Source organism: Pseudomonas sp. Q11 (assembly GCF_024494355.1).
Taxonomy (GTDB): domain Bacteria; phylum Pseudomonadota; class Gammaproteobacteria; order Pseudomonadales; family Pseudomonadaceae; genus Aquipseudomonas; species Aquipseudomonas hefeiensis.
The window spans coordinates 128,297-146,094 of record NZ_JAKNQY010000007.1 but is presented as its reverse complement, the minus strand read 5'-3'; the positions used below and the strand labels follow the sequence as shown (position 1 = coordinate 146,094).

The window sequence follows — 17,798 nt, the reverse complement described above, 5'->3', positions numbered from 1 at the left end:
GCTTAACCGAAGAAGCTCTGGCCGTTCTTGGCCATTTCACGCAGCTTCGCGGTCGGGTGGTACAGCGCGCCCAAATCAGCGTACTGGTCAGCCAGGGCAACGAACTGGGCAACACCGATCGAATCGATGTAGCGCAGCGCACCACCACGGAATGGAGGGAAACCGATACCGTAGACCAGACCCATGTCGGCTTCGGCGGCGGTTTCGACAATACCGTCTTCCAGGCAACGCACGGTTTCGAGGCACAGTGGGATCATCATCCAGTTGATGATGTCTTCGTCGGTGACTTCGCGCTGCTCATAGACGATCGGCTTGAGCACTTCCAGCACCGAGGAATCGGCTACTTTCTTCTGCTTGCCGCGCTTGTCAGTCTCGTAGGCGTAGAAGCCCTTGCCATTCTTCTGGCCCAGGCGCTTGGCTTCGTAGAGCACGTCGACAGCCGACCGGCGGTCGTCTTTCATGCGATCCGGGAAGCCTTCGGCCATGACGTCACGACCGTGGTGGCCGGTGTCGATGCCGACCACGTCCATCAGGTACGCCGGGCCCATCGGCCAGCCGAATTTTTCCATGATCTTGTCGATGCGTACAAAGTCCACACCGGCGCTGACCAGCTTGGCGAAACCGCCGAAATACGGGAACAGTACGCGGTTAACCAAGAAACCCGGGCAGTCGTTGACGACGATCGGATTCTTGCCCATTTTCTTGGCGTAGGCCACGGTGGTGGCGATCGCTTGTTCGCTGGACTTCTCGCCACGGATCACTTCCACCAGCGGCATCATGTGCACCGGGTTGAAGAAGTGCATGCCGACGAAGTTTTCCGGACGCTTGAGGGCCTTGGCCAGCAGCGAGATGGAAATGGTCGAGGTGTTCGACGCGAGGATGGTGTCCTCTTTGACCTTGTCTTCGACTTCAGCCAGTACCGCCTGCTTGACCTTCGGGTTCTCGACAACAGCCTCGACCACCAGGTCGACATGGCCGAAATCGCCGTAGGACAGGGTTGGACGAATGCCGTTGAGCACTTCGGCCATCTTCGCAGCGGTCATGCGACCTTTATCGACGCGGCCGACCAGCAGCTTGGCGGCTTCAGCCAGGCCCTGCTCGATGCCGTGTTCGTTGATGTCTTTCATCAGGATCGGCGTGCCTTTGGACGCCGACTGGTAGGCGATCCCGCCGCCCATGATGCCGGCGCCGAGTACGGCGGCCTGCTTCACGTCACGGGCGATTTCGTCGTAGGCCTTGGCCTTTTTCTTCAGTTCCTGGTCATTGAGGAACAGACCAATCAGGCTTTGTGCAGCCGAGGTCTTGGCCAGTTTGACGAAACCGGTGGCTTCGACTTCCAGGGCCTTGTCGCGACCGAAGTTCGCGGCCTTCTGGATAGTCTTGATCGCTTCGACCGGCGCCGGGTAGTTCGGGCCTGCCTGACCTGCAACGAAACCCTTGGCGGTTTCGAAAGCCATCATTTGCTCGATGGCGTTGAGCTTGAGCTTTTCCAGCTTGGGCTGGCGCTTGGCCTTGTAGTCGAACTCGCCACTGATGGCGCGCTTGAGCGTTTCAAGGGCCGCTTCCTGAAGTTTGCCGGGCTCGACCACGGCATCCACGGCGCCGACTTTCAGCGCGTCTTCAGCACGGTTTTCCTTGCCGGCGGCAATCCACTCGATGGCGTTATCCGCACCAATCAGACGTGGCAGGCGAACGGTACCGCCAAAGCCCGGGTAGATGCCCAGCTTGACTTCCGGCAGACCGATCTTGGCCACAGTGGACATGACGCGGTAATCCGCTGCCAGGCACATTTCCAGGCCGCCACCCAGGGCGATGCCGTTGATGGCCGCGACGGTCGGTACGTCGAGGTCTTCGAAGTCGCTGAAAATACGGTTCGCTTCGAGGTTGCCAGCGATCAGTTCGGCATCGGGCAGCTTGAAGTTATCGACGAATTCGGTGATGTCGGCGCCGACGATGAAGACGTCCTTGCCGCTGCTGACGATCACACCCTTGATCGAAGCATCTGCCTTGATGGTGTCCACGGCCTGACGCAGTTCATTCAGGGTTAGACGGTTGAACTTGTTGACGGACTCACCCTTGAGATCGAACTTCAGTTCGACGATGCCACTTTCAAGAGCCTTAACCGTGATGGCTTTACCTTCGTAAATCATCAACTGATCTCCACGATATGGAAGCTGAACAGTACACGTTGAACGCTGACTGCTGGTTCGGCATTGACGTTTACCGCCGATGCTACGCCAATCCGCCAGGCACACCCGTCAACGCGATAGTCGGGGTTCTGTAGGAACGTTCGGAAAATACAAACGCTCAATTCATACGCCCGTTTGATTTGGGTACGCCACCTTCACGGAATTTCCGACAATTGTCAATCGCCCTAAACAGGGGTTCGAACGCGACTTCCCGGTCATTTGCGTACCGCACGGATCCGCAACACGGCGCTGCATACATGGCCATTCATAGAATCAATAATTAGAAAAGTCGCCCTAATTCCATGCACGCCGGACTCAACCGGCTAAGCTGGCGGAAACGCTTTTTAATCTGTGGAGAAGGACGTTTCGAACGAACGCCCCGCAAACAGCTTCGATTACCGGCCTGCCTGGCCAACCCGCCCGATGAGACTGTCGGGCTTTTTTATGGGCACTGGCGAAGGCTCGGGCCGCGTTCGGACGATCTTTTGATCTTTCAATTGAGACTCAATGGCCAAAGATCGCAGCCTCGCTTCGCTCGGCAGCTCCTACAGCGTTTCAAGCCAGCGCTTTCAGCACCGAGGAAATCTCCTGCAAAACACTCGCCTCGCCTTTCTCGCCCCAGTACAAAGCGATCATTTGCCCGTCGGCTTCGATTTTGTAGACGTTGGCTGGCAATTTTTCGAAATGATTGAGCAGCGACTCATCCTGGCAGACTTCACGCCACTGATTGACCCATACGCCCGGCGCAGTTTGCCAGTAGGTCCAGAGAGCCGGTTGCCTGCCCCGCCGGGGCCGATGGTACTGGGCGCAGGGGTTTGGCGCTTGCTGCCCGAGCCAGTGAGGCCACTCCTGCGGGGCCAGTTGCATGGCTAGGCCAAGGCGCCGCGCCTCCATGCGCAACGCCATGCGACCGCTCTGAACACGGGACGGGCGCAACCATGCCAGGGGGCTTAAAACCACCAACAGGATTGACACCACTATCCAGACCGTCATATTCGTACTCCCCGAATTCTGATGAGCCATGACGATTGACCCACGTCGCCGTCGATGTGCTTGAAACCAGCCATACTTACCGTATCGCAATTCTCTGGAGTGCCTTCCATGTACTACGAACACGTCCTGGTCGCCGTCGACCTCACTGAAGAATGTGATCCCGTCGTCAAGCGTGCTCTGGCCCTTTGCGAAGGTCGAGACACCAAACTGTCGCTGGTTCACATCGTCGAACCTATGGCCATGGCCTTCGGTGGTGATGTGCCGATGGACCTTTCGCAGTTGCAGCAACAACAATTCGATCAAGCCAAGGAACGCCTTGACCGGCTGATCGTGAAATACCCAGCCCTGAAAAAGGAATACAGCCACCTGACCTACGGCCAGCCACGCCAGGAGATCCATCACCTGGCCAAGGAACAGGGATGCGACCTGATCGTCGTGGGCAGCCATGGCCGTCACGGCCTGGCGCTGCTGCTAGGCTCTACCGCCAATGACGTGCTACACGGCGCGCCTTGCGATGTATTGGCAGTACACCTGGTCAAGCGCACATAAAAACCTGAGCCTGTGGGGGCAAGCTTTGCTCCCACAGGCTCACCCCTACAGGGGAATAGCGTTTCAAATAAAAATCCCGACGCTCATTGCTGAGCGCCGGGATTTTCTATCTCAAGGGATCAAGCGTCCAGTTCAGCCCAGCGCTCGACCAATGCATCCAGCTCAGCCTGCAACTGCTCCAGGTGGGCGATCACCTTGGCGGTTTCGGCCGCAGGACGCTGGTAGAAGCCAATGTCAGCCATTTCGGCTTCCACCGCCGCGATCTGCTTCTCCTTCGCGTCGATATCACCTGGCAATGCTTCCAGCTCGCGCTGCAGCTTGTAGCTGAGCTTCTTCTTTGCCGGTGCCACCGCTGCCGCCGCAACCGGAGCAGGCTCGGCCTTGACCACGGCCGAATTCAAGTCGGCCTTGCCGGATTTGCTCTCGGTCACGCCCAGCAAGCGCGGCGAACCGCCCTGGCGCAGCCAGTCCTGATAGCCGCCGACGTATTCACGAACCAGGCCTTCGCCTTCGAACACCAGGGTGCTGGTGACCACGTTGTCGAGGAATGCCCGGTCGTGGCTGACCATCAGTACAGTGCCGTTGAAGGTCAGTAGCACCTCTTCCAGCAACTCGAGGGTTTCCACGTCCAGGTCGTTGGTCGGTTCGTCGAGCACCAGCAGGTTTGCCGGCTTGCTGAACAGCTTGGCCAGCAGCAGACGGGCACGTTCGCCACCGGACAGCGCCTTGACCGGGGTACGGGCACGTTGAGGACTGAACAGGAAGTCACCCAGATAGCTCAACACATGGCGGCTCTGGCCATCGATGTCGATGAAATCGCGGCCTTCGGCCACGTTGTCGATGACGGTTTTCTCCAGATCCAACTGATGGCGCAACTGGTCGAAGTAGGCGACGTCGATCTTCGTGCCCTCCTCCACCTTGCCATTGGTCGGTACCAGACCGCCGAGCATCAGCTTGAGCAAAGTGGTCTTGCCGGTGCCGTTGGCGCCCAGCAGGCCAATGCGGTCACCACGCTGCAGCACCATGGAAAAATCCTTGATCAGGAACGGACCGCCAGGGTGCGCAAAACTCACGTTCTCAAGAACCATCACCTGCTTGCCGGACTTGTCAGCGGTGTCCAACTGAATATTGGCCTTGCCGGTGCGTTCGCGACGCTCACTGCGCTCCATGCGAAGGGCCTTGAGCGCCCGAACACGGCCTTCGTTACGGGTGCGACGGGCCTTGATACCCTGGCGAATCCAGACTTCTTCCTGGGCCAGTTTCTTGTCAAACAACGCGTTCGCGGTTTCTTCCGCCGCCAGCGCCGCTTCCTTGTGCACCAGGAAACTGGCGTAGTCGCCGTTCCAGTCGATCAGGCCGCCGCGGTCCAGTTCGAGGATCCGGGTCGCCAGGTTTTGCAGGAAAGAACGGTCGTGGGTGATGAACAGCACCGCGCCCTGGAAGTCCTTCAAGGCTTCTTCAAGCCAGGCGATAGCACCGATGTCCAGGTGGTTGGTAGGTTCGTCGAGCAGCAGCAGGTCCGGTTCGGACACCAGGGCCTGGGCCAACAGGACCCGGCGACGCCAGCCACCGGACAGCTCGGCCAGGGTCTTGTCGGCCGGCAGTTGCAGTCGACTCAGCGTGCTGTCAACCAACTGCTGCAGACGCCAGCCATCGCGAGCCTCGAGGTCGTGCTGGACATGCATCAACTTGTCCAGGTCGGCGTCGGTGACGATGTTCTGGCTCAGGTGGTGATATTCCGCCAACAACGCGCCGACACCATCCAGGCCTTCTGCGACCACGTCGAACACCGTCCGCTCGTCGGCCACCGGCAGTTCCTGGGGCAATTCGCCGATTTTCAGGCCTGGCGCGCGCCAGACCGAGCCGTCATCGGGCTTCTGATCGCCCTTGACCAGCTTCATCATGCTGGACTTGCCAGTGCCATTGCGGCCGATGATGCACACCCGCTCACCACGGGCGATCTGCCAGGACACCTTGTCCAACAACGGCATAGCGCCGAAAGCAAGGGACACATCGCTGAATTTGAGCAGGGTCATGAGCTTCTCCAAAAACCGGGCGCGCATTCTACCTGAGATGAAGTCCCAGAAGTCCGCCAATTTCGCCACTGAAGCAATCTGCGAAGCACTCTGCATAACAAATGTTGCGAACTTGCGCGGATGACTCCGCAAAGCTTTCGCCCATTGCTGGCAAAAGGCTAAGCTACAGACAGTTACCCTGGGTTAACCCTTGGGCTTGTCATGTTTTTTTTGCCCGGACGTATCATGCGCAGTCGCCTTTTCAGTGTTTTATCTTGCCTATTTGTATGTGCCACTGCCGTTCAAACCGCCCAGGCGGTGGATATTTCCACACAGCGTCAGTATTACGACGAAGCCAAGCGCGCCTTGGCCAAAGGTGATTCCGGCCCCTACTTTCGCTACAGCCAGGCCCTGCGTGACTATCCGCTGGAACCCTACCTGGCCTACGACGAACTGACCGCTCGCCTCAAGAGCGCGAGCAATGCCGAAATCGAGAAGTTCCTCGCCGAGCACGGCGACCTGCCCCAGGCCAACTGGATGAAGCTGCGCTGGTTGCGCTGGCTGGCCGACCGTGGCGATTGGGCGACCTTCGTCAAGTATTACGATCCCAAGCTCAACTTCACCGAACTGGACTGTCTCAACGCCCGGTATCAGCTCAGCCATGGCCTCAAGGCCGAAGGCTACGCCAACACCGAAAAGCTTTGGCTCACCGGAAAATCCCAACCGGCCGCTTGCGATGCGCTGTTCGGCCTGTGGGCGACCCAGGGTCAGTTGACTGAACAGAAGCGCTGGGAGCGCGCCAAACTGGCCGCCCAGGCTCGCAATTATCCGCTAGCCAAAAGCTTGATCAGCGGCCTGACCACCCTCACCCCCCGCGGCAAGCTGTTGGTGGACGTGGCGCAAAAGCCCGAATTACTCAACCAGCCATCGCGCTTCAGCCCGGCCGATGAGCCGATGGCCGATATCGTCAGCCTCGGCTTGCGGCGCCTGGCCCGTCAGGATCCAGAGAAAGCCATGGCGCTGCTGGACGGCTATGCCAGCACCATGCATTTTTCCAAGCATGAAAAAGTAGCCATTGCCCGGGAAATAGGCCTGACCCTGGCCAAGCGCTTCGACAGCCGCGCCTTGGGCGTGATGACAAAATACGACCCGGAACTGCGCGACGATACGGTCTCGGAATGGCGCTTGCGCCTGCTGTTGCGCCTGGCCCGCTGGGACGACGCCTATCAGTTGACTCGCCGCCTGCCCGAGACACTGGCCGGCACCAGCCGCTGGCGCTACTGGCAGGCCCGCAGCCTGGAGCTGGCGCAGCCACAGAACCCCGAGGCGCTGACGCTTTACAAGCATCTGGCCCGTGAGCGGGACTTCTACGGCTTCCTGGCCGCCGATCGCTCCCAATCGCCCTACTCGCTTAACAACAAGCCCCTGGTGATGAGCCAGGCGTTGATCAATAAAGTGCGCAACACGCCGGGTATTCGTCGGGCGCTGGAGTTTCATGCCCGGGGACAGATCGTCGACGGTCGTCGCGAGTGGTATCACGTCACACGCCACTTCAACCGGGACGAAATGGTCGCCCAGGCGAAACTGGCCTACGACCTGAAATGGTATTTCCCGGCGATCCGTACCATCAGCCAGGCCAAATATTGGGACGACCTGGATATCCGGTTCCCAATGGCCTACCGCGATACCCTGGTGCGTGAAGCCAAGGTTCGCGGCCTGCATTCAAGCTGGGTGTTCGCCATCACCCGTCAGGAGAGTGCCTTCATGGAAGATGCGCGCTCCGGTGTCGGCGCCAGCGGCCTGATGCAGTTGATGCCGGCCACCGCCAAGGAAACCGCGCGCAAGTTCAATATCCCGCTGGCCTCGCCCAGACAAGTGCTGAACCCGGACAAGAACATCCAGCTTGGTGCGGCCTACCTGAGCCAGGTTCACAGCCAGTTCAACGGCAACCGGGTCCTGGCCTCCGCCGCCTACAACGCCGGCCCCGGCCGGGTGCGCCAGTGGTTGCGCGGTGCCGACCACCTGAGCTTCGATGTCTGGGTCGAAAGCATCCCCTTCGACGAAACCCGTCAATACGTGCAGAACGTGTTGTCGTACTCGGTGATCTACGGCCAGAAACTCAACTCGCCGCAACCGTTGGTGGACTGGCATGAGCGCTATTTTGATGATCAGTGAGTGGGCAGCAGCAAGCCATAAGCTTCAAGCGGCAAGTTGTTCCTGAAAAAAATGCCCGCATCTTTCGATGCGGGCATTTTTTTGCTCGGTTGCCGACCCTGTGCGAGCCCGCTCGCGATAGCGGTGTGACAGTCGACATCATGGTTGCCTATCTGCCGCTATCGCGAGCAGGCTCGCTCCCACGTTGGTTTCGGCTCGTCAGACCCTCAACACGTCTGGCTCACGGAACAGAATCGCCCTGCTGATTGAACTGCAACGCCGCCAATCGCGCATACAACGCGTTACTGGCCACCAGCTCCTGATGGGTGCCCACGGCAACCACTTTTCCCTGGTCCATTACCGCGATCCGATCGGCATTTTTCACTGTGGCCAGGCGGTGGGCGATGACCAGGGTGGTGCGGTTTTTCATCAGGTTGGGCAGGGCTTGCTGGATCAAGTGTTCGCTTTGCGCGTCGAGGGCACTGGTGGCCTCGTCCAATAGCAGGATCGGTGCGTCCACCAGCAGCGCCCGGGCTATGGCCAGGCGTTGGCGTTGGCCGCCGGATAACCCGAGGCCGCCGTCACCCAGGTGCGTCTGGTAACCATCCGGCATTTTTTCGATGAAATCATGGGCGTGGGCGATCTGCGCGGCTTCGCGCACTTGCTCGGACGTCGCCTCGGCGTTGCCGTAGCGGATGTTCTCTTCAACCGTACCGAAGAACAGTGCCGGGTTCTGCGAAACCAGGGCGAAATGGCGGCGCAGGTCCAGTGGATCGAGTCGCGTCAGCGGCACATCGTCGATGAGAATCTGCCCTTGCACGGGGTCGTAAAAACGCAGGAGCAGGTCATATACCGTTGATTTGCCGGCACCGGACGGCCCGACCAGGGCCAGGGTCTCGCCAGCATGGACGGTCAGATCCAAGCCGTCGACCGCATAGCTGTCCGGCCGGGAGGGATAGCAAAAGCGCACGCCTTCGAGACGCAAATCACCCCGAACCCGTTCAGGCAGGGTCACCAGGCCAGAGGCCGGCGGCTGGATGATATTTTCCGAACGCAGCAATTCGGCAATGCGCTCAGCCGCACCGGCCGCCCGCTGCAACTCTCCGATGACTTCGCTCAGGGTGCCAAAGGCGCTGCCGACGATCAGGCTGTAGAACACAAACGCCGCCAGCTCACCACCGGAAATCCGCCCGGCGATCACGTCCATGCCCCCGACCCAGAGCATCACCCCTACCGCCCCCAACACCAGCACGATCACCAGCGTGATCAGCCAGGCCCGCTGGGCGATGCGCTTGCGGGCGGTGTCGAAGGCCTGCTCCACCGTCACGGCAAAGCGCCGTTCATCCTGGACCTGATGGTTGTAGGCCTGGACGGTTTTGATCTGGCCAAGAGTCTCGGAAACGTAGCTGCCCACATCGGCAATGCGGTCCTGGCTCTGGCGCGACAGGCTGCGCACCCGCCGCCCGAATAGCAGGATCGGCGCCAATACCAAGGGCAGTGCAATCACCACGATACTGGTGAGCTTGGGGTTGGTGATGAACAACAACACAATGCCTCCGACCACCATCAAGGCATTACGCAGGAACAGCGACAGAGACGAACCGATCACCGATTGCAGCAACGTCGTATCGGCGGTCAGGCGCGACTGGATTTCCGAGCTGCGGTTGTTCTCGTAGAAGCCGGGGTGCAAATACACCAGATGGTTGAAGACCTGCCGGCGGATATCGGCCACCACGCGCTCGCCAATCCAGGACACCAGGTAGAAACGGGAAAAAGTGCCGATCGCCAGCCCTACCACGAGCACCATGAACAAGCCTATGGACTGGTTGAGCAGATGCGGGGAGCGTGTCATGAAACCCTGGTCCACCAGCAACCGGATGCCTTGCCCCATGGACAAGGTGATACCGGCGGTGACGATGAGGGCCAATAAGGCGCCAGCAACCTGCTTGCGATAAGGGGCGATAAAGCCACTGGCCAGACGTATGGCGCGGCGTTGTTGGGAAGAAAGCATCAGAAGCATCCGATAATGCTGCAGGAAATGAACCGACCACCGGCACCGAAGCGCAGCGGAACTTGGTTGAATCAGAATGAGTCAGGTTAAATATGACCGTAGCGACTAGAGGCTAGATGTTATCGATCTAAAGTCTGGCTGGAAACGCGAGTGTGTTTCTGATTGAGTGGAGCTGTCGCCATGAACCTGCAAGGAGTGTCATGGCTCGGTCACCTGGCGACACTAACATAGGCACACAACCTGATGAGGAGACAGGCCATGTCCTTGCAACACAGCAGCGACGACAAGATTCAAGTGATTCGCACGCAACCGGACCAGTCTCTGGGCTGTTCGATCATCGATGAAGATGGACGCGAAGTACCGATCACTGAAGACATGATCCAGAAAGCCTGCAGCGAGCTGGAAAAACGACTGGTCAAACCTGCCGAACAAAAGTGATACAGCCCGTCTTCGTTGAACCCGACCTTGATGTCGGGTTTTTTATGCCCGCAGCCTTTGCGGGCTCTTGTGGGTTGGCTCTTGTGGCGAGGGAGCTTGCTCCCGCTCGGCTGCGCAGCAGACGCCAGGTTTTGGGCCTGCTTCGCGCAGTCCAGCGGGAGCAAGCTCCCTCGCCACAAGAGCGATCCACGATTAAAGAGTGGTGGCGCCCAGGGCGGTCACGATCTGTTGCAACGCCGGTGAATGCCCCTCGATGCAAACCTTCAAGCTATCAATCTCCCGACGCGGCGGATAATGCTTGCGCAGGGCATCGAAAGCGCTGCGTTGCTCGCTGACCGTTCCCACCAGGCTGCGACGAAAATCCGCGTCGTCACGGCGCGGGTCGTACACACCACGGCACAACATCGCCAGCGCCCAGGCCGGATCAGTTTCAGCGTCCAGCGTGATGCCGCCCAGCCATGGCCGGGGCAGCAGATCGCTCAGCCGGACCCCAACCGGTTGTTCGAGGAACGCGCACAGGGATTGGTAGATCTGCGCCGTACCACGCTGGCGACCATCGAGGCTGTAGCCAGCAATGTGCGGGGTGGCGATCACGCACAGGTCGGCCAGATCCGCATCGACGGTCGGCTCATGCTCCCAGACATCCAGCACCGCTTGCAGGTCTTCGCGCTCCAGCAACACCTCGCGCAGCGCTGTGTTGTCGATCACCGGGCCACGGGCCGCATTGATCAACCACGTTCCGGGCTGGAGCCGGCGCAGGCGCTGCTCATCGAACAGATGCCAGGTCGGTTGCGCGCCGTCGCGGGTCAGCGGTGTGTGCAGGCTGATCACATCGCACTGCTCGATGATCTGCTCCAGACTCACGTAGTCGCCACCTTCGGCAGCCTGACGGGGTGGATCGCAGACTTTCACCGTCCAACCCAGGCCCTTGAGCACGTTGATCAACCGCCCGCCCACCTGCCCGGCGCCAACCACGCCAAAGGTGCGCTGCTTGAGGTCCGCGCCTTCGATCTCAGCCAGGGTCATCAGGCTGCCCAGCACGTAGTCCACCACGCCACGGGCGTTGCAACCCGGTGCGCTGGCCCAACGGATACCGGCCTCGGCGAAATAATCCAGGTCCAGGTGATCGGTGCCGATGGTGCAGGTGCCGACGAACCTCACCTTGCTGCCTTCCAGCAGCGTGCGATTGACCTGGGTGACGGAGCGCACCAGCAACACATCGGCCTGCTCGACCATCCCTCGGTCAATGCCCCGCCCCGGGACCCGGCGGATCTCGCCGAAACCTTGGAAGAACGCATCGAGCAGGGGAATATTTTCGTCAGCGACGATCAGCATGGCAGAGCTCCTTTGGCGGGATGGGCAGTGTAGGCGTTCCGTTAGGCCTGTGCATTACCCGAAGCGAATGATGTTGTGGCGAGGGGATTTATGTGGGAGCAAAGCTTGCTCGCGATGCAGGCGCCTCGGTTCCTAGGGAGACCGCATCATCTTCATCGCGGGCAAGCCTTGCTCCCACAGGTGCTCGAAAATTGAAAAAGCAATTACAAATCCACAACACAGGTTTTTTCCTGACCACTACGTCAAGGCGTAGAATGCGCCGCCTCGCGCTTATCTTTTTTCGGACGTTTCGCCTGTGAATCCTGTGATCGACCACGCCACCACCCTCTCCCGCCCGGCCCGGGTTCGCCTGGAGCTCAAAACGCTGATGGCCCTGGCGTTGCCGATCATGGTGGCGCAGTTAGCGACCACTGCCATGGGCTTTGTCGACGCGGTGATGGCCGGTCGAGTCGGGCCACGGGACCTGGCGGCCGTGGCACTGGGCAATTCGATCTGGGTGCCGGTGTTCCTGTTGATGACCGGCACACTATTGGCCACCACGCCGAAAGTCGCCCAGCGCTTCGGCGCGGGCACATTCGACGAGATCGGTCCGCTGGTGCGTCAGGCGTTGTGGCTGGCGCTGGTGGTGGGGTTGATTGCGACGCTGGCGCTACTTGGCGCCGAACCGATCCTGCACATCATGAACGTGGACCCCGAACTGATCGGCCCCTGCATGGAGTATCTGCAAGGCATCGCCACCGGCCTTCCGGCGGTGGCGCTGTATCACGTGCTTCGCTGCTTCAGCGACGGCCTGGGCCGGACACGACCGGCGATGGTCCTGGGTTTGTGCGGGCTGGCGCTGAACATTCCGCTCAATTACATCTTCATTTACGGGCATCTGGGTCTGCCCGCCATGGGCGGCGTCGGTTGCGGCTGGGCCACGGCCCTGGTGATGTGGTTCATGGCCCTGGGCATGGCTGGTTGGGCTCGCTGGGCGCCGGCCTACCAGTCGAGCCGGTTATTCAATCGCTTCGACTGGCCACAATGGAACGTCATCAAGCGCCTGCTGGGCATCGGCCTGCCGATTGGCATCGCGGTATTTGCCGAGTCGAGCATTTTTGCGGTGATTGCCTTGCTGATCGGCAGCCTCGGCGCCACCGTGGTGGCCGGACACCAGATCGCCCTGAACTTCAGCTCCCTGGTGTTCATGATTCCCTATTCGTTGGGCATGGCCGTGACGGTGCGTGTCGGCCAGGCCCTGGGCCGGTGCCAGCCTCGCGAAGCGCGCTTCGCCGCCGGGGTCGGCATGGGAACGGCGCTGGCATATGCCTGCCTGTCGGCGAGCCTGATGTTCTGGCTGCGCGGGCCCATCGCGGCGATCTATACCGGCGATCCGGTGGTGATCGAAGTGGCGTCGATGCTGATCGTCTATGCGGCGTTGTTTCAGTTTTCCGATGCGATCCAGGTCACGGCGGCAGGCGCGTTGCGCGGCTACCAGGACACTCGGGTGACGATGATCCTGACGCTGTTCGCCTACTGGGGCATTGGCCTGCCCGTGGGTTACATCCTGGGCCTGACCGACTGGCTCGGCACGGCCAGCGGCCCGAGCGGCTTGTGGCAAGGCCTGATCGTGGGTTTGAGCTGCGCGGCACTGATGCTGTCGATCCGCCTGGCACGCAGCGCACGCAAGCAGATCCGCATCAGTCGTTCGGCGGACTAAGCGAGCTTCTTGCGGATCCAGTAGCGGTAGGTGCCATCGACCTCGTCCTGGGCCACCAGTTCGTGGTCGAGGAACACACAGAACTTGGGAATATCGCGACGGGTCGAGGGGTCGGTGGCAATCACCTTCAACAGCCCGCCGGGCATCAGGTCGCGGATGTGCTGGTGCAGCATCATCACCGGCTCCGGGCAATTGAGGCCGGTGGCATCCAGCGTGCCGTCGACCGGCGTATCGTTCATTTCACTCATGTTCTACTCCTGAAACATGCGGGCATTGTCGCGCAATGTCGGGTGAGAGCAAAGCCTGTGGAATAGCAAACATGTGGAAGCAAACATGTGGGAGCAAGGCTGTGGGAGCAAGGCTTGCCCGCGATGCAGGCACCTCGGTCTCCTGACCGCGTCATCGTTCATCGCGAGCAAGCTTTGCTCCCACGGGGCTTTTTGGTGTCCAACCGCCGCAGATGGCACGTCACTTCTTCACGGTCGCGGTACAGCTGCTTGCAGCCAATCTCGACCTTGATGCCCCGGGCCTTGAAACCGTCGGCGATACGTTCGAGCAGGCGTTTCACTTCGGCGTAACGCTGCTTCATCGGCAACTTGAGGTTGACCACCGCCTCGCGGCAGTGCCCTTCGCCGATCCACTCTTCCAGCATCGCCGCATTACGCGCCGGCTTCTCGACGATGTCACAGACCATCCAGTCCACCGGCTGCTTGGGCTTGAACGTAAAGCCGTCCGCCATCAGGTGCTGCACCAGGCCAGTGTCCATCAGGCTTTCGGCCATCGGCCCGTTGTCGATGGCCGTCACCAGCATGCCGCGATTGACCAGTTGCCAGGTCCAGCCGCCCGGCGCGGCGCCGAGGTCCACACCGGTCATGTCGCTGTGCAGGCGCTCGTCCCACTGATCCCGAGGAATAAAGTGGTGCCAGGCCTCCTCAAGCTTGAGGGTGGACCGGCTCGGCGCCTGCCGAGGGAACTTCAGGCGTGGAATGCCCATCGGCCACATGGCCGAATTATCGACCTGCGCCAGGCCCAGGAACACTTCGCGACCGCTCTTGAAGGTCAACAGCAGGCGCGGCTTGTGCGGGTCATCCACCAGTTTGCCGGCCCCGGTCAGCGCCTTGCGCAGCGGCCCTTCGAATTTTTTACAGAAGTTCGACAGCTCTTTACCGTCGTTGGTGTCCACCACCTCCAGCCACAGGCTGCCGCAGGTCGGAAAAGCGCCCATGTGGGCCAGGATGACGCTGATGCGGTCGGTTTCCGGCAGATCGATGAAGGTGCCGCGCGCCCACTGACGCGGAAAAATCAGCTCGGCGAAACGCTGACCGCGCATCAGTCGCTCGGCGCCGTCGTCTTCGGTACAGACAAATTCAGCGCAGGCACTGGCCGGCTTGGCCTTGGCGTAACCGGCTACGTCCAGCCGTGCGGCGTGTTCGGCGATCTCGGAACAGACCTCGCCTTCGAAACCTGGTCGGCAGTGCATGAAAAGCGTATTCATTGAAACTCCGTAGCAAAGCCTGTCACGAAAACCGGCGCATGATAGCGGAGTTCGGAACCCCAAACCTGCCCATGGTGTCCTGTGATTAGTCATAAGCGTAAAACAGGGCTAGGTTAAAGGCTCTGCCCGTCCCGTCAGTCCGTAGCCGTGCGGACTCAAAGGAGTGATTTCAATGCCGTCCCTCGATAGCCTGAAGACCCTTAAAACGCTGCAAATCGACGCCAGGACTTACCACTATTTCAGCCTGCCGGACGCCGCCCGAAGCCTGGGTGACCTGGACAAGTTGCCCATGTCCCTCAAAGTGCTGCTGGAGAACCTGCTGCGCTGGGAAGATGGAAAAACCGTCACCGGCACCGATCTCAAGGCCCTCGCCGGCTGGTTGAAGGAGCGTCGGTCCGACCGGGAAATTCAATACCGCCCTGCTCGGGTGTTGATGCAAGACTTCACCGGTGTCCCGGCCGTGGTCGATCTGGCCGCCATGCGCGCCGCCATGGAAAAGGCCGGCGGCGATCCGCAGCGGATCAACCCGTTGTCGCCCGTGGACCTGGTGATCGACCATTCAGTGATGGTGGACAATTTCGCCAGCAGCCAGGCGTTCGAACAGAACGTCGACATCGAAATGCAGCGCAACGGGGAGCGCTATGCCTTCCTGCGTTGGGGCCAGAGCGCCTTCGACAACTTTAGCGTGGTGCCGCCGGGCACCGGCATCTGCCACCAGGTCAACCTCGAATACCTGGGTCGCACCGTGTGGACCAAAGAGGAAGACGGACGCACCTACGCGTTCCCGGACACCTTGGTGGGCACCGATTCCCACACCACCATGATCAATGGCCTCGGCGTGCTGGGCTGGGGCGTCGGCGGGATCGAGGCCGAAGCGGCCATGCTCGGTCAGCCAGTGTCGATGCTGATTCCAGAAGTCATTGGTTTCAAACTCATCGGCAAGCTGCGTGAAGGCATCACTGCCACCGACCTGGTGCTGACGGTCACCCAAATGCTGCGCAAGAAAGGGGTGGTGGGGAAATTCGTCGAGTTCTATGGCGACGGCCTTGCCGACCTGCCTTTGGCCGACCGCGCCACCATCGCCAACATGGCTCCGGAATACGGCGCCACCTGCGGGTTCTTCCCGGTGGACGACGTGACCCTGGACTACTTGCGCCTGTCCGGACGCCCAGCGGAAACCGTGAAGCTGGTGGAAGCCTATTGCAAAGCCCAAGGCCTGTGGCGGCTGCCCGGCCAGGAACCGGTATTCACCGACACGCTGGAACTGGACATGGGGAGCGTCGAGGCCAGTCTCGCCGGGCCAAAGCGTCCTCAAGACCGGGTCTCGCTGCCGAATGTCGGCCAGGCTTTCAGTGACTTCCTGGGCCTGAACCTCAAACCCACCAGCAAGGAAGAAGGCCGCCTGGAAAGCGAGGGTGGCGGTGGGGTCGCGGTAGGCAACGCCGATCAGGTGGGGGAAACCGACTACGAATTCGAGGGCCGGACCCATCGCCTGAAAAACGGCGCGGTGGTGATTGCGGCCATTACCTCCTGCACCAACACCTCCAATCCCAGCGTGATGATGGCCGCTGGGCTGCTGGCGAAAAAAGCCGTGGAGAAAGGCCTGACCCGTAAGCCGTGGGTCAAGAGTTCCCTGGCGCCAGGTTCGAAGGTGGTTACCGATTACTACAAGGCCGCCGGGTTGACCGAATACCTGGACAAACTGGGTTTCGATCTGGTGGGTTACGGTTGCACGACCTGCATCGGCAACTCGGGGCCGTTGCCCGAGCCGATCGAAAAAGCCATCCAGAGCGCCGACCTGACGGTGGCATCGGTGCTGTCGGGTAATCGTAACTTCGAAGGCCGCGTGCACCCGTTGGTAAAAACCAACTGGCTGGCGTCACCGCCTCTGGTGGTCGCCTATGCCCTGGCCGGCACGGTGCGCATCGACATCAGCAGTGAACCGCTGGGCAATGACTGCGACGGCAACCCGGTGTACCTGCGAGATATCTGGCCCAGCAGCCAGGAAGTCGCCAGCGCGGTTGCCCAGGTGAACACCAGCATGTTCCACAAGGAATACGCCGCCGTGTTTGCCGGTGATGAGCAATGGCAGGCTATCGAGGTGCCGCAAGCGGCGACCTACGTCTGGCAATCGGACTCGACCTACATCCAGCACCCGCCGTTTTTCGAGAACATCAGTGGGCCGCCACCGGCCATCAACAATGTCGAAGGTGCGAAAATCCTGGCTTTGCTCGGCGACTCGGTGACCACCGACCACATCTCCCCGGCCGGCAATATCAAGACCGACAGCCCGGCCGGACATTATCTGCGCGAACAGGGCGTGGAGCCCCGGGACTTCAACTCCTACGGTTCAAGGCGCGGTAACCATCAGGTAATGATGCGCGGCACCTTCGCCAATATCCGCATCCGCAACGAAATGCTCGGCGGCGAAGAAGGCGGCAATACGATCTACATCCCCAGTGGCGAAAGAATGCCGATCTACGACGCTGCCATGTCGTATCAGGCCATGGGCACGCCCCTGGTGGTGATCGCCGGGCAGGAATATGGCACCGGCTCGAGCCGGGACTGGGCAGCCAAGGGCACGAATCTGTTGGGGGTCAAGGCGGTGATCGCTGAGAGTTTCGAGCGCATCCATCGCTCCAACCTGGTAGGCATGGGCGTGCTGCCGTTGCAGTTCAAGCTCGATCAGAATCGCAAGAGCCTGAACCTTACCGGCAAGGAAACCCTGGACATCCTCGGCCTGAGCGACGTCGAACTGACGCCACGCATGAACCTGCCACTGGTCATCACCCGCGAGGACGGCCGCCAGGAGCGGGTTGACGTGTTGTGCCGGATCGACACCTTGAATGAAGTGGAATATTTCAAGGCTGGGGGGATTTTGCACTATGTGCTGCGTCAGTTGATTACCGGGTAACACAAG

The 17,798-nt window shown here is 60.5% G+C and carries 12 protein-coding genes; 5 read left to right on the top strand and 7 right to left on the bottom strand.

All coding sequences use genetic code 11. From position 1 onward, the window contains the following. Positions 1-2: 2 nt before the first annotated feature. The gene (gene fadB, locus MA884_RS10245; protein WP_256230387.1) at positions 3-2,150 is read right to left on the bottom strand and encodes a fatty acid oxidation complex subunit alpha FadB; all 2,148 of its coding nucleotides are present in this window, start codon (positions 2,148-2,150) and stop codon (positions 3-5) included. A gap of 594 nt (positions 2,151-2,744) precedes the next feature. Then, positions 2,745-3,182 (bottom strand): hypothetical protein, encoded by a 438-nt coding sequence (locus MA884_RS10240; RefSeq protein ID WP_256230386.1) that lies wholly within the window; start codon positions 3,180-3,182, stop codon positions 2,745-2,747. A gap of 108 nt (positions 3,183-3,290) precedes the next feature. Here MA884_RS10240 and MA884_RS10235 point away from each other — a divergent pair, with 108 nt between their 5' ends. Next, the gene (locus MA884_RS10235; protein ID WP_047227202.1) at positions 3,291-3,731 is read left to right on the top strand and encodes a universal stress protein; all 441 of its coding nucleotides are present in this window, start codon (positions 3,291-3,293) and stop codon (positions 3,729-3,731) included. A 119-nt stretch (positions 3,732-3,850) separates the two neighbouring features. Here the strand turns inward: MA884_RS10235 and MA884_RS10230 are convergent, their stop codons facing one another. After that, entirely contained in the window at positions 3,851-5,767 is a 1,917-nt protein-coding gene (locus MA884_RS10230) for an ATP-binding cassette domain-containing protein (protein WP_256230385.1), read from the bottom strand. 225 nt (positions 5,768-5,992) lie between these two features. Between MA884_RS10230 and MA884_RS10225 the strand changes: the two genes are divergently transcribed. Further along, on the top strand, positions 5,993-7,921 hold the full coding sequence (locus MA884_RS10225) for a transglycosylase SLT domain-containing protein (RefSeq protein WP_256230384.1): 1,929 nt from the start codon (positions 5,993-5,995) through the stop codon (positions 7,919-7,921). A 220-nt stretch (positions 7,922-8,141) separates the two neighbouring features. Here MA884_RS10225 and MA884_RS10220 read toward each other — a convergent pair whose 3' ends face one another. Then, positions 8,142-9,920 carry an ABC transporter transmembrane domain-containing protein gene (locus MA884_RS10220; RefSeq protein ID WP_256230383.1) on the bottom strand — a complete coding sequence of 593 codons (1,779 nt, stop codon included), beginning with the start codon at positions 9,918-9,920 and terminating at the stop codon, positions 8,142-8,144. 249 nt (positions 9,921-10,169) lie between these two features. Here MA884_RS10220 and MA884_RS10215 point away from each other — a divergent pair, with 249 nt between their 5' ends. Then, complete coding sequence (locus MA884_RS10215) at positions 10,170-10,349, top strand: PA1571 family protein (protein WP_092403097.1); 180 nt, start codon at positions 10,170-10,172, stop codon at positions 10,347-10,349. Between the two features lie 192 nt (positions 10,350-10,541). Here MA884_RS10215 and pdxB read toward each other — a convergent pair whose 3' ends face one another. Continuing rightward, the gene (gene pdxB, locus MA884_RS10210; RefSeq protein ID WP_256230382.1) at positions 10,542-11,684 is read right to left on the bottom strand and encodes a 4-phosphoerythronate dehydrogenase PdxB; all 1,143 of its coding nucleotides are present in this window, start codon (positions 11,682-11,684) and stop codon (positions 10,542-10,544) included. A gap of 295 nt (positions 11,685-11,979) precedes the next feature. On the opposite strand from pdxB, the gene MA884_RS10205 reads away from it, so the two are divergent. Then, the gene (locus MA884_RS10205) at positions 11,980-13,383 is read left to right on the top strand and encodes an MATE family efflux transporter (protein ID WP_256230381.1); all 1,404 of its coding nucleotides are present in this window, start codon (positions 11,980-11,982) and stop codon (positions 13,381-13,383) included. Here the strand turns inward: MA884_RS10205 and tusA are convergent. Both tusA and rlmM read right to left on the bottom strand, forming a co-directional pair. Continuing rightward, a complete protein-coding gene (gene tusA, locus MA884_RS10200) occupies positions 13,380-13,631 on the bottom strand; it encodes a sulfurtransferase TusA (RefSeq protein ID WP_047227197.1) in 252 nt (83 codons plus the stop codon). The two genes, MA884_RS10205 and tusA, sit on opposite strands and share 4 nt — an antisense overlap. A 158-nt stretch (positions 13,632-13,789) precedes the next feature. Further along, complete coding sequence (rlmM, locus tag MA884_RS10195) at positions 13,790-14,878, bottom strand: 23S rRNA (cytidine(2498)-2'-O)-methyltransferase RlmM (RefSeq protein ID WP_256230380.1); 1,089 nt, start codon at positions 14,876-14,878, stop codon at positions 13,790-13,792. Between the two features lie 172 nt (positions 14,879-15,050). Between rlmM and acnA the strand changes: the two genes are divergently transcribed. Continuing rightward, positions 15,051-17,792: an aconitate hydratase AcnA gene (acnA, locus tag MA884_RS10190; RefSeq protein WP_256230379.1), complete on the top strand. Its 2,742-nt coding sequence runs from the start codon at positions 15,051-15,053 to the stop codon at positions 17,790-17,792. The last annotated feature ends 6 nt before the right edge of the window (positions 17,793-17,798 follow it).

Bases quoted from the DNA above. Each gene is read 5' to 3' on its own strand.
- fadB (WP_256230387.1), bottom strand. From the start codon at position 2,150: ATGATTTACGAAGGTAAAGCCATCACGGTTAAGGCTCTTGAAAGTGGC.
- MA884_RS10240 (WP_256230386.1), bottom strand. From the start codon at position 3,182: ATGACGGTCTGGATAGTGGTGTCAATCCTGTTGGTGGTTTTAAGCCCC.
- MA884_RS10235 (WP_047227202.1), top strand. From the start codon at position 3,291: ATGTACTACGAACACGTCCTGGTCGCCGTCGACCTCACTGAAGAATGT.
- MA884_RS10230 (WP_256230385.1), bottom strand. From the start codon at position 5,767: ATGACCCTGCTCAAATTCAGCGATGTGTCCCTTGCTTTCGGCGCTATG.
- MA884_RS10225 (WP_256230384.1), top strand. From the start codon at position 5,993: ATGCGCAGTCGCCTTTTCAGTGTTTTATCTTGCCTATTTGTATGTGCC.
- MA884_RS10220 (WP_256230383.1), bottom strand. From the start codon at position 9,920: ATGCTTCTGATGCTTTCTTCCCAACAACGCCGCGCCATACGTCTGGCC.
- MA884_RS10215 (WP_092403097.1), top strand. From the start codon at position 10,170: ATGTCCTTGCAACACAGCAGCGACGACAAGATTCAAGTGATTCGCACG.
- pdxB (WP_256230382.1), bottom strand. From the start codon at position 11,684: ATGCTGATCGTCGCTGACGAAAATATTCCCCTGCTCGATGCGTTCTTC.
- tusA (WP_047227197.1), bottom strand. From the start codon at position 13,631: ATGAGTGAAATGAACGATACGCCGGTCGACGGCACGCTGGATGCCACC.
- rlmM (WP_256230380.1), bottom strand. From the start codon at position 14,878: ATGAATACGCTTTTCATGCACTGCCGACCAGGTTTCGAAGGCGAGGTC.
- acnA (WP_256230379.1), top strand. From the start codon at position 15,051: ATGCCGTCCCTCGATAGCCTGAAGACCCTTAAAACGCTGCAAATCGAC.